10 protein-coding genes are annotated in these 13,745 nt (G+C 61.5%); 4 read left to right on the top strand and 6 right to left on the bottom strand.

Annotated elements, in window-relative coordinates; all coding sequences use genetic code 11:
• The 3 genes from ABVS03_RS08470 to ABVS03_RS08480 form a co-directional block, all read right to left on the bottom strand.
• The gene (locus ABVS03_RS08470) at positions 1-2,481 is read right to left on the bottom strand and encodes an ATP-dependent helicase (RefSeq protein WP_368018765.1); all 2,481 of its coding nucleotides are present in this window, start codon (positions 2,479-2,481) and stop codon (positions 1-3) included.
• A gap of 101 nt (positions 2,482-2,582) precedes the next feature.
• A complete protein-coding gene (locus ABVS03_RS08475) occupies positions 2,583-3,794 on the bottom strand; it encodes a peptidase U32 family protein (protein WP_368018766.1) in 1,212 nt (403 codons plus the stop codon).
• A 26-nt stretch (positions 3,795-3,820) separates the two neighbouring features.
• Complete coding sequence (locus tag ABVS03_RS08480) at positions 3,821-4,756, bottom strand: undecaprenyl-diphosphate phosphatase (RefSeq protein WP_368018767.1); 936 nt, start codon at positions 4,754-4,756, stop codon at positions 3,821-3,823.
• 219 nt (positions 4,757-4,975) lie between these two features.
• Between ABVS03_RS08480 and ABVS03_RS08485 the strand changes: the two genes are divergently transcribed.
• On the top strand, positions 4,976-5,425 hold the full coding sequence (locus tag ABVS03_RS08485; RefSeq protein ID WP_330972153.1) for a universal stress protein: 450 nt from the start codon (positions 4,976-4,978) through the stop codon (positions 5,423-5,425).
• Between the two features lie 54 nt (positions 5,426-5,479).
• On the opposite strand, the gene ABVS03_RS08490 is transcribed toward ABVS03_RS08485, so the two are convergent.
• The 3 genes from ABVS03_RS08490 to ABVS03_RS08500 all read right to left on the bottom strand — a co-directional run bounded on the left by ABVS03_RS08490 (position 5,480) and on the right by ABVS03_RS08500 (position 7,465).
• Positions 5,480-6,388 carry a DMT family transporter gene (locus tag ABVS03_RS08490; RefSeq protein WP_368018768.1) on the bottom strand — a complete coding sequence of 303 codons (909 nt, stop codon included), beginning with the start codon at positions 6,386-6,388 and terminating at the stop codon, positions 5,480-5,482.
• Between the two features lie 109 nt (positions 6,389-6,497).
• Positions 6,498-7,010 (bottom strand): pyridoxamine 5'-phosphate oxidase family protein, encoded by a 513-nt coding sequence (locus ABVS03_RS08495; RefSeq protein ID WP_330972151.1) that lies wholly within the window; start codon positions 7,008-7,010, stop codon positions 6,498-6,500.
• 323 nt (positions 7,011-7,333) lie between these two features.
• Positions 7,334-7,465, bottom strand: a complete 132-nt coding sequence (locus ABVS03_RS08500) for a hypothetical protein (protein ID WP_368018769.1) — start codon at positions 7,463-7,465, stop codon at positions 7,334-7,336.
• Between the two features lie 206 nt (positions 7,466-7,671).
• On the opposite strand from ABVS03_RS08500, the gene ABVS03_RS08505 reads away from it, so the two are divergent.
• The 3 genes from ABVS03_RS08505 to ABVS03_RS08515 are packed head-to-tail and all read left to right on the top strand — an operon-like array spanning position 7,672 to position 13,684.
• Positions 7,672-10,641 carry an insulinase family protein gene (locus ABVS03_RS08505; protein WP_368018770.1) on the top strand — a complete coding sequence of 990 codons (2,970 nt, stop codon included), beginning with the start codon at positions 7,672-7,674 and terminating at the stop codon, positions 10,639-10,641.
• Positions 10,642-11,967, top strand: a complete 1,326-nt coding sequence (locus ABVS03_RS08510; protein ID WP_368018771.1) for a 2-hydroxyacyl-CoA dehydratase subunit D — start codon at positions 10,642-10,644, stop codon at positions 11,965-11,967.
• Positions 11,960-13,684, top strand: coding sequence for an acyl-CoA dehydratase activase (locus ABVS03_RS08515; RefSeq protein ID WP_368018772.1), 1,725 nt, complete (start codon positions 11,960-11,962; stop codon positions 13,682-13,684). The genes ABVS03_RS08510 and ABVS03_RS08515 overlap by 8 nt, the downstream gene beginning before the upstream one ends.
• Positions 13,685-13,745: the final 61 nt, after the last annotated feature.

The raw sequence follows: 13,745 nt of genomic DNA on the forward strand, positions 1-13,745 counted from the left end.
CTATCCCTCGATCTTCACGATAGGCGCGAAGCCCTTCATGAGCTTCTTCGTCTTGCCAGTACGGTCGAAGCGCACATCGATCGTATCGCGGTCAGCCTTGATGACAACACCAGGACCGAACGTCTTGTGCGTGACCTTGTCGCCCGGCGCAAAGGACGTCTGCGCCGCACGCGTCGGCTGCGGACGCTCAGGAGCGCGCTGTGCCCCCGCCTGCGCATGGGCACCGGCATTTGTGGAGCGCGTGACCGAGCCGAAGACATGGCCGCCGTAGACCTGAGAGCCTCGGCCGCTGCCGAACGTGCCGCGGCGGTCTCCCCTCTTCTCCCAGCCGACACCGGAAAATCCTGCAGAGCCGACGCCGACGGGCTCGATATCCTTGGCCGGGATCTCATCGACGAAGCGGCTTCTGGGATTTGCCTGGGTCGAGCCGTAGGTACGCCTCGTTGCCGCATACGTCAGATAGAGGCGCTTCTCTGCACGCGTGATTGCGACATAGGCAAGCCTGCGCTCCTCCTCGAGTCCCGCAGGGTCCTCCTGGTGTCCGGAGTGCGGGAAGATGCCTTCCTCCATGCCGGCAACGAAGACGACTGGAAACTCCAGGCCCTTTGCGGAGTGTACCGTCATGAGCGTGACAGCGCTCGTCGAGTCGCCGAGCGCATCGAGGTCGCTCCTGAGCGCCAGCCATTCCATGAAGGCAGGGAGCTTGTCAGATGCCGGAGGCGGCAGGATGTCGCCCTGGGGCGCCGCCTCCTCGGGCGTCCCGACGCCCGAGGCTGTCCGTGCATCGAGCGCACCCGCCTCCTTGAGCTCTTCCAGGCTCTCGAGCGTCGCTGTCATGTCCTCATGGCTCTCGTCGAATTCCTGCGCGACGCCGAAGAATTCCTTGATGTTCTCGATGCGGGAATCCGCTTCCTCGGAATGCTCTGCCTCGAGTGCCTTGATGAGGCCCGACTGGTCGACGATCATCGAGACGACCTGGGAAAGCTCGCCTGTGTAGTGGCGCCCCGTCTCGATCGTCTGCGTGAAGCTCATGAGGGCATTTCGTGCCTTGGCAGAGAGCAGCCCCGTCTCCGTCGCCGCAGCCTCGCAGGCGCTGAAGAACGAGATGCCTTCATCGCGTGCGAATGCCTGAATCTTCCCGATGGAGGTCGAGCCGATGCCGCGCCTCGGCGTATTCACGACGCGCAGGGCGCTGACATCGTCATGGGGGTTCACGACGAGCTTCAGGTATGCCATCACATCGCGGATCTCGGCACGGTCGAAGAAGCGCGTGCCGCCGACGATCTTGTACGGGACGCCGGCACGCAGGAGCATATCTTCGAGGATGCGGGACTGGGCATTCGTACGGTAGAAGAGCGCCATATCGTCGTAGGATGTGCCCGCATCGTGCAGCTTCTCGATCTCGGCACCGATCCAGCGTCCTTCATCGCGCTCGTCTGCTGCCTGGAAGACGCGGATCTTCTCCCCGTCCCCCTTGTCCGTGAAGAGCCGCTTCGGCTTGCGCTTCGAATTGTGCGCCACGACCGCATTCGCGGCGTTCAGGATGTGTCCCGTCGAGCGGTAGTTCTGCTCGAGCTTCACGACCTTCGCATCCGGATAGTCCTGCTCGAACGAGAGGATATTCTTGATGTCAGCACCACGCCAGGAATAGATCGACTGGTCGTCGTCGCCGACGACCATGAGGTTGCGGTAGCGGCTGGCCAGAAGGTTCGTGAGCGCATACTGCACGCCGTTCGTATCCTGATACTCATCGACGCTGATCTGGCGGAAGCGTTCCTGATATTTGCTCAGCACCTCAGGATGCTTGCTCAGGAGCTCATATGCCTTGAGTAGAAGGTCATCGAAGTCCATCGCATTGGCTCGCTCGAGCCTGCGGTCGAGCTCGCGCCAGACGCGGGCTGCCTTCTGGTCGAGCGGAGAGTTCGACTGGGAGCCAAGCTCGTCGAGACCGATCATCGCGTTCTTCGCATTCGAGATGCGCGAGCGGATGGCAGGAATCGGGAACTGCTTCTGGTCGATATCCATGCTTGTCATGATCGACTTCACGAGACGCTTCGAATCATCGTCGTCGTAGATGGAGAACGAATTCGTATAGCCGAGAAGCTCGCCGTCCTCGCGGAGCATCCTCACGCACATGGCATGGAACGTGCAGACCCACATGCCACGGATGCCGCCCGGCACGACCTGGGCGAGACGCTCGCGCATCTCAGTCGCCGCCTTGTTCGTGAACGTGATGGCAAGGACCTGCCAGGGACGCACCCCTTCATCGGCAATCATGTGCGCGATGCGCATCGTGAGGACGCGCGTCTTGCCCGAGCCTGCGCCGGCAAGGACGAGAAGCGGGCCCTTCGTGCAGAGCGCCGCCTCCCTCTGCTGGGGATTCAGGGCAGAAAGGTCGGGTCCATTGAAGGTTGCCTCGGGTGCCTGGGGCGTTTGAGGTGCATGGTCGGGCTGGAAGAGCGAGCGTTGGGTCAAAGGCATATGTGCTTCCTTGGAAAGATCAGTCGTTTGCAAGATTCAAGTCTAATGGCTGCACGCGACAGGTAAGAGCGCGCATGCGCTCCTCCGCGAAAAGAGGAGAGCTAGAGCTCCCGTGCAAGCACGTCTCCGGAAGAGACCGCAAAGGGAACTTCCATGCGGCAGCGCCCCATGGTCTTTGTAAGCGAGGGCACATCCTTCCAGGATGCGCTCTCCTCATCCCAGGCTTCCAGATGCTCAGGCACGAACGTGCGCACGGGCTCATGAGGAGAGAGCACCGTAAGCGCACATCCTGCGTCGACCCGGTTCCTGAGCGGGAACTCTGCCCAGCACGTGCCATCTTCCGTCTTCACGTCAGCGACGATGCCTATGAGCGCACGGTCGCGGGCATACTCGGGCTCGCCCTGGTTCTCTTCCGGGTGCCCATAGTAGTAGCCGCATGAATAGGGACGGTGGCTCACGTGCTCGAGCTCCTCGCGCCACAGGCCCGCCTCTCCCCCGTCTAGCACCTGCCTATAGGCATTCGTGACGCAGGCCACATAGTAGGCGCCCTTGTTCCTGCCCTCGATCTTGAGGGAGTCGACTCCCGCCGCGATGAGGTCATCGAGATGCTCGATCATGCAGATATCGTTCGAGGAGAGGATGAAGCTCTCCTTGCCTTCCTCGATGAGGGGAAGCCTGCGCGAGGGATCCCGCTCGTCTGCAAGCGCCCAGCCCCAGCGGCAGGGCTGCGCACAGGCACCGCGCGATGCAGCACGCTCGGGTCCCATGAGGGCAGAAGAGAGAAGGCAGCGCCCCGCATAGGCAAGGCAGAGCGAGCCATGCACGAAGGCTTCGAGTTCAAGCTCGGGCGGCAGCTCGTCGCGCATATGCGCAATCTCTTCTATTGTCATCTCACGCGCAAGCACAATCCTCTTGGCGCCCAAGCTCTGGAACGCCTTGGCCGTCTCGGCGCTCGTCACATTGGCCTGCGTCGAGACGTGGAGCTCGATCGTGGGAGCATATGTCCGTGCAAGCTGCATCGTACCGAGGTCGGCCACGATCAGGGCATCGACGCCTGCCTCTTCGAGCGCCCCAAGGTAGGCCGGAAGCTCTGCCATGTCTGCATCGCGCATCACAGTATTGAGCGTCACGTGCACCTTCACGTCGGCCGCATGGGCAGTCTGCACAGCATGCACGAGCTCTTCGAGCGAGAAGTTCCTCGCCTTTGAGCGCATGCCCCACCTCGGCCCTGCCAGATACACGGCATCGGCACCGAAATGGATGGCCTCGAGCAGCTGCTCGGGGCCACCAGCCGGAGCAAGGAGCTCCGGCACGCTCTTCTGTTGAGGAGAAGCTCCCACTAGGCCACCAGCGCGAAGTAGGCAATGACCAGGGCACCGAGGATGATGCGGTACCAGCCGAACGGCTTGAAGTCATGCTTCTTCACGAAGCTCATGAGGAAGCGAATCGCAAGAAGCGAGACGACAAAGGCGACGATGCAGCCGACACCCAGAACCTGGGCCTCGGTCGTCGTGAAGCTGTTGCCCTTCAAGAAGAACTTCACGAGACGAAGGCCGGATGCGCCGACCATGACAGGAATGGCAAGGTAGAACGTGAACTCTGCTGCCACGGCACGCGAGCACCCGAGAAGGAGGCCACCGATGATCGTGGAGCCAGAGCGCGAGGTTCCCGGTACCATCGAGAGCACCTGGAAGCAGCCGATGCCGAAGGCAGTCTTCCACGGCATCTCCTTCACATCCTGGACAGCCGCATCGGCGTCAGCAAGCTCGGACGGCGTATCGAAGTCCTCGAACGTGCGGACCGCGAAGTGCTTTGCATGGCCCTCTGCTGCCTGCTCGTCTGCAAGGCGCTTCGCCTTGTGCTCGCGGTGGGACTCGATTGCGATGAAGGCAATGCCGTAGACGATGAGTGCTGCAGCGATAACGAAGGGGCTGCCAAGATGCTCTTCCATCCAGTCATCGAGCGGCACGCCGATGATCGCAGCAGGAAGGCAGGCAACGATGATCTGGCCCCAGAGGCGCCAGGTCGCCCTTCTTCCGTCCTTGCCCTTCGAGGGAGAGAACGGGTTCAGCTGATAGAAGAACAGCACGACGACAGCGAGGATGGCACCAAGCTGGATCACGACGAGGAACATGTCCCAGAAGTCCTGCGAGACATCGAGGGTGACGAACTGGTTCAGAAGGAGCATATGGCCGGTCGAAGAAATCGGCAGCCATTCGGTGATGCCTTCGACGAGGCCGTAGAGCGCAGCTTTCAGAAGCTCGATAACGGGCACAGGTATCTACCTCCTACAAGGGCACGCACCCTGCATGCCCACAATCTTTCTCTGACGTTTCATCCAACCCATCATAGACAGCAAAGCTGCCGCTCGCCGCAAAGTCCGCCGCTTTCGCGCAAAGCGCATCATTTCCGGGGTACAGGACGAACAGATGCCCCTTTGAGGGTTACCGGCGCCGCTAGACACAAAAAAGGCGCCCCGTGCGAGGAGGTTGTCATGACAAGCTTCCAGGATCTCGGCTACGACAAGGTATTCGTCTCTCTCGATGGATCGGAGCAGCAGGACAAGGTGCTCGACCGCGCCATCATCGTGGCGGCAAACAACAATGCAGAGCTCTACATCGGCCACGTCATCGACTCGACCGCGCTCGAGACGGCAGGAACCTATCCGCTCGAGCTCATCCCGACGCTCGAAGCCGGCTTCCGCGACTCCATAGCCGATCAGGTCAAGCGTGCCGAAGGCATCGAGCAGATCAAGAAGGTCGAGGTCGTCGTGAAGGCAGGACGCATCCGCGAGACCCTGAAGGAAGAGATGCTCGATATCATCCAGCCGGATATCGTGATCTGCGGCGCCCGTGGCCTCTCGTCGATCAAGTATGCCCTTCTGGGCTCCATCTCGACCTATCTGATCAGGAGCTCGAAGTGCGACGTGCTCGTCGTGAAGTAGCAGGAATCACAGCAGCAGATATGCCAGAAGCGGCGCCCGCAGGCGCCGCTTCTTCTATGCGGTGAGATAGACCATTGCGATAACGAGGACAAAGCCGACGAGCGTCGCCGGGTCGAACACGGTGCCGAGCCAAACGACCGATGTCACTGTTGCCATGGCCGGCTCCATCGTGCCGAGAAGCGTTGCCCGGAGCGACCCCACTTCCTTCACGCCCTGGAGATAGAGACCGTAGGCACCGAAGGTGCCGAGGACAATCGAGAGCGTGATGAGAAGCCAGCCAAATCCGTCAAGTGCCGGCATATGGTTCCAGGGCTGGAAGAAGGCTGTCAAGATCAGGCCCGAGATCAGGAAGCCGACGCCGTTCACGGCAAAGCTTCCCCACCTGTCGAGAAGCTTTGCAGGCTGGATGGCAAGTATTGCACCCGCAAGGGCAGCGACAAGTCCCCAGAAGAGCCCCAGAGGCGGCAGCTGCAGCGTGCCTGGATTTCCGCCGGTTGCGATGAGGTAGGTGCCTGCCAAGGCCAGGGCAGCCCCCAGAAGCTCGCGCTTCTTGGGGCGCCTTCTCACCTTCGCACAGACATAGGCAAGGCAGATGAGCATCTGCAGGCTCTGGAGAACTGTTGCCGTGCCGGAGTTCGTCCATTTGATGGCCATGAGGTAGGCGACCTGGGAAAGCAGGAAGGATCCGAGCGCCACGCCGAAGACACCCTTGAGCGCCCGCCGATCATGCACAAGCTCGGCGACCCTCCCCTTCTGCGCGATATGGGCCGCAAGCAGGAAGAGCACGCAGCTGCCAAGCTGCCGGAAGCACGCAATCCAGAGCGGATCTGCCTCATAGCGCTCCATGAGGACCTTGGCAATCGTGCCGTTCATTCCCCAGAGCGCAGCGCCTGCAAGCGTGATCAGGATGCCGCGCACCAGCACAGGCCGTGCCGGATGCTCGCTTATCTTCTCCTCTGCCATGCCGCTCCCCTCAAGTGCCGAACGCTCCTCCCGAGAGTCCGCACAAAGAGTATAGCGATGGGCACAGCACCCAAGCAGGACAGAGCCAGGATGTCTTGGCGGACAGAAGCTAGCAGTCGAGGCTCTGGCGCGGGCTGTAGCCCTCATCATGCAAGCCGCTCATGAGAAGATCCATATGGGAGGGCTCTATCTTCAGGAGATGGAGACGGGTCCGCACACGCTCGAGCATCTCCTGGGGTATGCCCTTCGCTGCGGCAGCTGCCGCATACTCTGCACTCTCGGGGTCCACGATCTCGGCCGTGCCGGTGACCTGGATGCTCGCAAGCTTGCCGAAGCCCGCATACGGCTCGAACACGGCAAGGCTCACACGCAGATTCTTGCGGAGGGCGTGGAACTTGAGTCCGCCTTCGGTGAAGATCCAGATGGCCCCGTCACGCCAGACATATTCGAGCGGCGTGCAGCGCACGAAATCGCCTGCACCGCACGCAAGCGCGCAGGTATTGTGCGACGTGAGGAATGCCTCGGCTTTCTCGCGCAGCACCTCGGCCGGCATCTTCTTGGCATCCTTTTCCTGGCTTGTCCAGTAGCTTTCCGCCTTGTCGAGCTCGTCTTCTGTCATCATCTGCACGGCGCCTCCTCGATTTGCTGTTCCATCCAGATTGTAGCGCCCGAGAGGAAGCTTCCTTCAGGACCTCTGGCGTCCTTCCGGCATGCGGAGACATGAATAAGTTCCGAGCCCCTAGACAGGCTTGAAGCATCTCCGTGAGCAAGCTGCCTCCCGTTCTGCAGCATGCCGCTCTGCTGGCGGCTCTTCTCATCTGGGTCTTCTGCCATTGCCCTGTCCGCCGCAATCGCCTCATCCATGGGCATCGATGCAAACTCAGGAGCCTGCACGCCGTCCACGACGCCGCACCTCGGGCAGACCCAGAGGCCGAAATCAGGGCTTTAGGAAGCAGGCTCAATAGAGAGCTTTGCTGCACACTTCGGGCAGAGCGCCCCCTGTGCTTCGAGATGCCTGAGATAGGGATTCACGACGCATCTGAACTGATGGAGCTTGCTCGTGTCTATCCGCTCCATATCTCTTCTCCTCCCGTCCCATGCTTTCCGGCACATCTTCCAGAGAGTGCCTGGTTTCCCCCGTGGAAAGCGCAGCGCGTGCCGCCGACAACAATGTTGCCTTGGCGCAGGCCTGAAGCACCGCCCCGACTCATGCTAAAGTCTTGAAGCATGACACATAAGAGCTGTCAGGCAGCTCTCGTACGCAACACATGCAAGGAGGCTCCATGCCTGATTCTTCCGAGGGAGCAAAGGCTCCCGATTTCCTCAAGCCCGATCCGTCTCTTGCTCCGGGCACCGTCCACCATGGATTTAAGGTCGTCTCTGCCGAGCCCATCTCGGAGCTCCCCGGCTGCGCCTATGTGATGAAGCATGAGGCAACAGGAGCACGCCTGCTCTGGCTTGCAACCGACGATACGAACAAGTCCTTCGCGATCGGCTTCAAGACGGCGCCACAGGATTCGACCGGCGTCTTCCATATCCTCGAGCACTCCGTCCTCGATGGCTCGGAGAAGTTCCCCGTAAAGGAGCCTTTCGTCAACCTCCTCAAGACGTCGATGCAGACGTTTTTGAACGCAATGACATTCCCGGACAAGACGGTCTATCCCGTGTCCTCCACGAACGAGAAGGACCTCGAGAACCTCATGGACGTCTATCTCGACGCCGTGCTGCATCCTGCCATCTATACGCGTCCGCGCATCTTCGAGCAGGAAGGCTGGCACCTGGAGCTTGCCTCGAAAGACGCCCCGCTCACGTATAACGGTGTCGTCCTGAACGAGATGAAGGGAGCCCTCTCCGATCCCGACGATGTCCTCTACCACGGAATGCAGGAAGCGCTCTTCCCGGATACGCCCTATGCCTTCGAGTCGGGCGGCGACCCGAGGAAGATCGTGACGCTCACCTACGAGCAGTTCCTCGACACCCACGCCCGCCACTACCAGCTCAGGAATTCCTACACCGTGCTCTACGGCGACATGGATATCGAGCGCGAGCTTGCCTTCATCGGCGAGCGCTTCGAAGGCGCCACCGACCGCCATGCCAAAGACCCCAATCCGCTTCCGCTCCAGAAGCCTCTCAAGAGCCTTGAGATGAAGAGGCTGGAGATGGCAACAGCGAAGGAGAACGCTTCCGCTGCCTTGGGCTATGTAATCGGCACCTCGCATGACCGCGAGCGCGTGCTGGCCACAGATGTCCTGCTCGATACCCTTGCCGGCTCGAACGAGGCACCCTTGAAGCATGCCGTGATGGAAGCAGGGCTTGCAGACGACTTCACGGCGACGCTTGTCGACGGCGTGCAGCAGCCGCTTGCCTTCCTCGAGCTCAAGGGGCTCCACGACGGAGCTGCAGAGAAGTTCCGTCCCTTCGTCGAGGACTTCTGCCAAAAGCTCGTCTCCGACGGTATCGACCATGAGAAGCTCGAAGCCTCCCTTGCTCAGGCAGAGTTCAACCTGCGCGAAGGCGACTGGGGCTACTCCGACGGTGTCGCGCTCTCGATCCAGGCCCTCTCGAGCTGGCTCTACGACGACGATCGTCCCTATGACTACCTGCGCTATGAGGATGCACTGGCCCATATGCATGCAGGCATCGAGAAGGGCTACTTCGAGAAGCTCCTCTCCGAGCTCATCTGCGAAAGCGCACACACCGCCGCCGTCGAGCTCGTGCCTGCCGAGGAAGGAAGCCACGCCGAAGAGGAGAAGGAGCTCTCCGACCTCAAGGCTAAGATGGACGACGCTGCCCTTCAGCAGGTGATGGACGAGGAGGCTGCGCTCAGGGCCGAGCAGGAAGCGCCAGACAGCCCGGAGAACTTGGCGAAGCTTCCCGCCCTTGCCCTCTCCGATATCGATGAGGGAACGAAAGATCCTGAAGTCGCAGAGTCGAGCACGCCTCTTCCCTGCTGGCACCACAGGATCGAGACGCACCACATCGACTATGTCTATTACTACTTCGACCTCAAGCGCGTCGGCTTCGAAGAGCTCCCCTATGTCGCGATCCTTTCCGACCTTCTGGGCAATCTCTCGACGCAGCACCACACGGCATCCGATCTCGACACGCTCGTCGAGACGAAGCTCGGCAGCTTCAGCGTGTTCTGCGAGGCCTATGGCAAGCAGGGCGACCTCGGCTTCGTGAATCCGAAGCTCGTCGTCGGCGCCTCCGCACTCTCCGAGAACGTGGCGTCCCTTGCCTCAATTCCGCGCGAGGTCTGGGCAGAGACGCTCTTCGGCGAGGACACCGACAAGATCTACCAGATCCTCCAGCAGCGCCGTGTTGCAATGGAGCAGGAGTTCATGAACAACGGCCATGTCCTTGCAATGAACAGGGCCACGTCGAAGATTCTGCCGCTCTCCCGCTTCATGGACAAGCTCTCGGGCGTCGACTTCTATCTGTTCCTGAAGAAGCTCCTGGACCGCTGGCAGTACAGGAAGCAGCCGACCGTCGAGGTGCTCTACAACCTTGCCGGCCGCATCTTCACGGCAGACGATATCCAAGTGAGCTTCACCGGTTCAGACGAGGACCTTGCCCGCTTCTGGGATGCCGCAGGTGACCTCGGCCTTCCCTTCAAGGGCGGCCAGGTCACCGAGGAGAATCTCAAGATTCCGCCTGCAGAGCCTGTCGACGAGGCCTTCGTCGTGCCATCGAACGTCGTCTATGTCGGGACGTCCTCGCTTCCCTGCCCTGACGATACGAGCTCGCTCGGTGTCTGGCAGGTCGGTACCCGTCCGCTCTCCTTCGGCTACCTCTGGAACGAGGTCCGCGTGAAGGGCGGCGCCTACGGCGCCGGCATCCGTCATCAGTCGAACGGAATGACGCAGAACTACTCCTACCGCGACCCCCATATCGACGAGACGCTTGCGCGCTACGAAGGCCAGGCTGCCTGGCTCAAGGACTGGGAGCCACAGGACGGCGAGCTCACGGGATACCTTGTCTCGACCGTCGCCGGCATCGATGCGCCGAAGAAGCCCCGCTCCTGGGCACGGCTCCAGGATGGCGCACGCTTCCAGGAGCGTCCCGCCACGTGGCGACAGAATCTGAGGCACGAGGTGCTCGAGACGTCTGCAGACGATATCAGGAGCCTGGCCACGCCGCTTGCCTGGTGTGCCGAGCACCACGTGTCCTGCGTCTTCGGCTCTTCTGACATCATCGCCTCCTCGAAGCATCCGTTCGAGGTCGTCCAGCTCATGTCACCGGATGAGGCATAGATGACGGCAGACGACATTATCGCCTGGTATGGACGTGTGGCCGACAATGCGCTGGCCACACGTCCTTCCTTTGCCCGCGCCTGGCTCATGGCAGGCTACAAGGGCATGGCGGCAAAGACGCAGATAGCAGGAGACAGGCGCTTCCTGCCTTCGGGACGCGAGGGCTATGCCCTCTTCATGTCCCGCGTCGTCTCTGCCATGGCACATCCTGAGCGCATGGCAGTGACGAGCATCTTCACGCCCAACGAGATCTTCCATGCGCTCGATGCCCTGCCTGCGACAGCCGAAGCCATTGCAAGCTTTGCAAGCGGCGCCCAGGCAGAGTCCGGCATCATCGCAGCCGCAGAAGCCTCAGGCATCCCCGAGACCTACTGCAGCTACCACAAGACGCTCATGGGCCTTGCCACGACAGGCGTGCTCGAGGCGCCCCGCATGCTTGCTGCGACCTCCGTCGCCTGCGACGCGAACAATCTGAGCTTCAAGACGCTCGCTGCGCGCTGGGGCGTGCCCTTCTCCTTCATCGATGTCCCCTACGAGCTCTCCTGCGATGCAATCCTCTACGTCGCAGACGAGCTCAGGGATATGGGGAAGATGGCAGAGGAAGCCTTCGGAAAGAAGCTCAGCGAGACGAAGCTCACAGAGCTCTGCGAGAGCTCCGAACGCACGAGGAAGGCGCTTCTCTCTACCCTTCCCCACCGCAGCGGCAAGAATCTCAGGAACACGATGACGCTCGAGATGATGGAGATGCTCGACCTGCATCTCCTGCTTGGCACGCCTGAGGCAGAGCGATTTGCGACACGCATGAAGCACGATATCGCCTACGCCGATACGTACCAGGGCCTGAACCTTGTCTGGGGCCATGTCTCCCCGTATTTCCTCGAAGGCATAGGAAGGCAGATCGACTGCACAGAGCGCGCCCAGATCGTAGCGTCGGACATGATGTTTGACTTCCTTGAGCCGGAGGGCGAAGAGGCCAAGCTTCAGGGTGCCCGTGCGGACGGGCTTCTCTTCGGACCAGGGACTCCCTATGAGTTCATGGCAGAAAGGGTCGTCAGGAACTGCTTCAACGGCCCTGCCGAGCGCCGCGGACGCACGCTTGTACGCCTCGCTCAGGCGACGCATGCCGATGGCGCCGTGATCTTCTGCCATTGGGGATGCCGACAGACGGCAGGCGCCTCACAGCTCATGCGCCAGATGCTCGAAGAGACAGGATATCCGGTCCTCGTGCTCGACGGCGATGCGGTCGACCGCGCAAACTGCATGGAAGGACAGATGACCACGAGATTCGATGCCTTCCTCGAGCTTCTGGAGGCACACCGTGGCTGACGAGATCTTCTACGCCTGCAAGTACACGCCGACGGAGCTCTTTGCCGGCTTCGGCACCGCAGCACACCTCGCCGAGACAGACACATCCGACTTTCAGGCTGCCGCAACGCTCGCGCACGCAAACCTCTGCGGCTACGCAAAAGGCATGCTCGAGCGCCTGCTCGAGGACGATGTGCACGAGGTCGTGCTTGTCACGTGCTGCGACGCCGTGAAGCGCGTATTCGACGTGCTCAGAGAGACCGAAGAGAAGCACCCCGGACGCTACCGCTTCCTCTATCTGCTCGATCTTCCGAGGAAGCGCGGACCGAGAGAGGTGGCCCTCTTTCGCGCGCGGCTCGAGACGCTTGCGAAAAGCTATGCCGAGACTTGCGGCAAGACGTTCGACCTCGGACGTGCGCTAGCCGCTCTCGAGCCGACAGTCCCGCTTGCGCAGGATCACGTGACGCTTGCCGGCGCCCATGCCTCGAAAGCCCTGCTCTCTGCTGTCGGGCGCGAGGTAGCGCTTCCTGTCGAGAATGCGACCTGCACTTCCCGGCATCTTCCTGATACGCTGCCCCGAAGCCTCGCCCGCATGGAGAGGCAGGGGCACTGCGAAGCCTGCGGCCCTGAAGAGAAGAGAGTGCCTCTTTCTGCCTTCCTTGACTGGTACGCGGAGGCGCTCCTCGACCAGATGCCGTGCATGCGCATGCAGGACGACACTGCACGCCAGAAGCTCTTCAGCGAAAAGGGCGAGCGCGGCATCATCTACCACACGATGAAATTCTGCGACTACTACGGCTTCGAATGCCGCGACATGAAAGGCAGCGTGCCCACCGTGAAGATAGAGACAGACGGAAGCTCCCAGAGCGCAGGCCAGCTTGCCACGCGCATCGAGGCATTCACGGAGACGATCGGCGCCAAGAAGCAGCCAGCCGCAACACGTACGGATGCCCCGGTCCGCTATGTTCTCGGCATCGACTCAGGCTCAACCTCGACCGACGCCGTCCTCATGGACGCCGATGGCCATATCCTCGCAACGAAGATCCTGGCTACCGGCGCCAAGGCGAGCCACGCCGCCGAAGCGGCAAAGGCAGCCGTGCTCGAGGAGGCAGGCCTTTCTCCGGAAGACATCGGCCTCTCTGTGGCTACCGGCTACGGTCGCATGAACATCCCTGGCATGGATACGACCATCACTGAGATCACCTGCCATGCTGCCGGCGCCCATTTCCTCATGCCCTCTGTCCGCTCGATCATCGATATCGGCGGCCAGGACTCGAAGGCGATCCATCTCTCCTCCGAAGGCGAGGTGCTCTCGTTCGCAATGAACGACAAGTGCGCCGCCGGCACGGGCCGCTTCCTCGAGATGATGGCAAGGACGCTTGAGCTGCCGCTCGACGAGTTCTGCCGCCTCGGCCTCACCTGGAAGCACGAGGTGAAGATCTCGAGCATGTGCACGGTCTTCGCCGAGTCGGAGGTCGTGAGCCTCGTCGCACAGGACACGCCTGTCCCTGACATCATCCACGGCCTCGATGTCTCGGTTGCCGCCAAGACCGTGGCGCTCGCAAAGCGCGTGCACGCCGAGGGCCCCTATCTCATGACCGGAGGCGTCGCCCAGAACGCAGGTGTCGTCACAGCCCTCTCCGAGGCACTCGGCTCCCCTGTCGCCACGCATCCCGACTCCCAGCTCTGCGGAGCCATCGGAGCAGCGCTTCTGGGACTTCAGGGCCTGAAGAGATAGACATCGCGGGAGAGGATCCAGACATGGAAAGGCTCCTGGCGGACCATCCGCCAGGAGCCTT

It is taken from the genome of Olsenella sp. AGMB03486, assembly GCF_040884255.1.
GTDB classification, from domain to species: domain Bacteria; phylum Actinomycetota; class Coriobacteriia; order Coriobacteriales; family Atopobiaceae; genus Olsenella_L; species Olsenella_L kribbiana.

Coding starts and splice junctions, on each gene's coding strand:
- ABVS03_RS08470 (WP_368018765.1), bottom strand. CDS start 2,481: ATGCCTTTGACCCAACGCTCGCTCTTCCAGCCCGACCATGCACCTCAA.
- ABVS03_RS08490 (WP_368018768.1), bottom strand. CDS start 6,388: ATGGCAGAGGAGAAGATAAGCGAGCATCCGGCACGGCCTGTGCTGGTG.
- ABVS03_RS08505 (WP_368018770.1), top strand. CDS start 7,672: ATGCCTGATTCTTCCGAGGGAGCAAAGGCTCCCGATTTCCTCAAGCCC.
- ABVS03_RS08500 (WP_368018769.1), bottom strand. CDS start 7,465: ATGGAGCGGATAGACACGAGCAAGCTCCATCAGTTCAGATGCGTCGTG.
- ABVS03_RS08510 (WP_368018771.1), top strand. CDS start 10,642: ATGACGGCAGACGACATTATCGCCTGGTATGGACGTGTGGCCGACAAT.
- ABVS03_RS08495 (WP_330972151.1), bottom strand. CDS start 7,010: ATGATGACAGAAGACGAGCTCGACAAGGCGGAAAGCTACTGGACAAGC.
- ABVS03_RS08485 (WP_330972153.1), top strand. CDS start 4,976: ATGACAAGCTTCCAGGATCTCGGCTACGACAAGGTATTCGTCTCTCTC.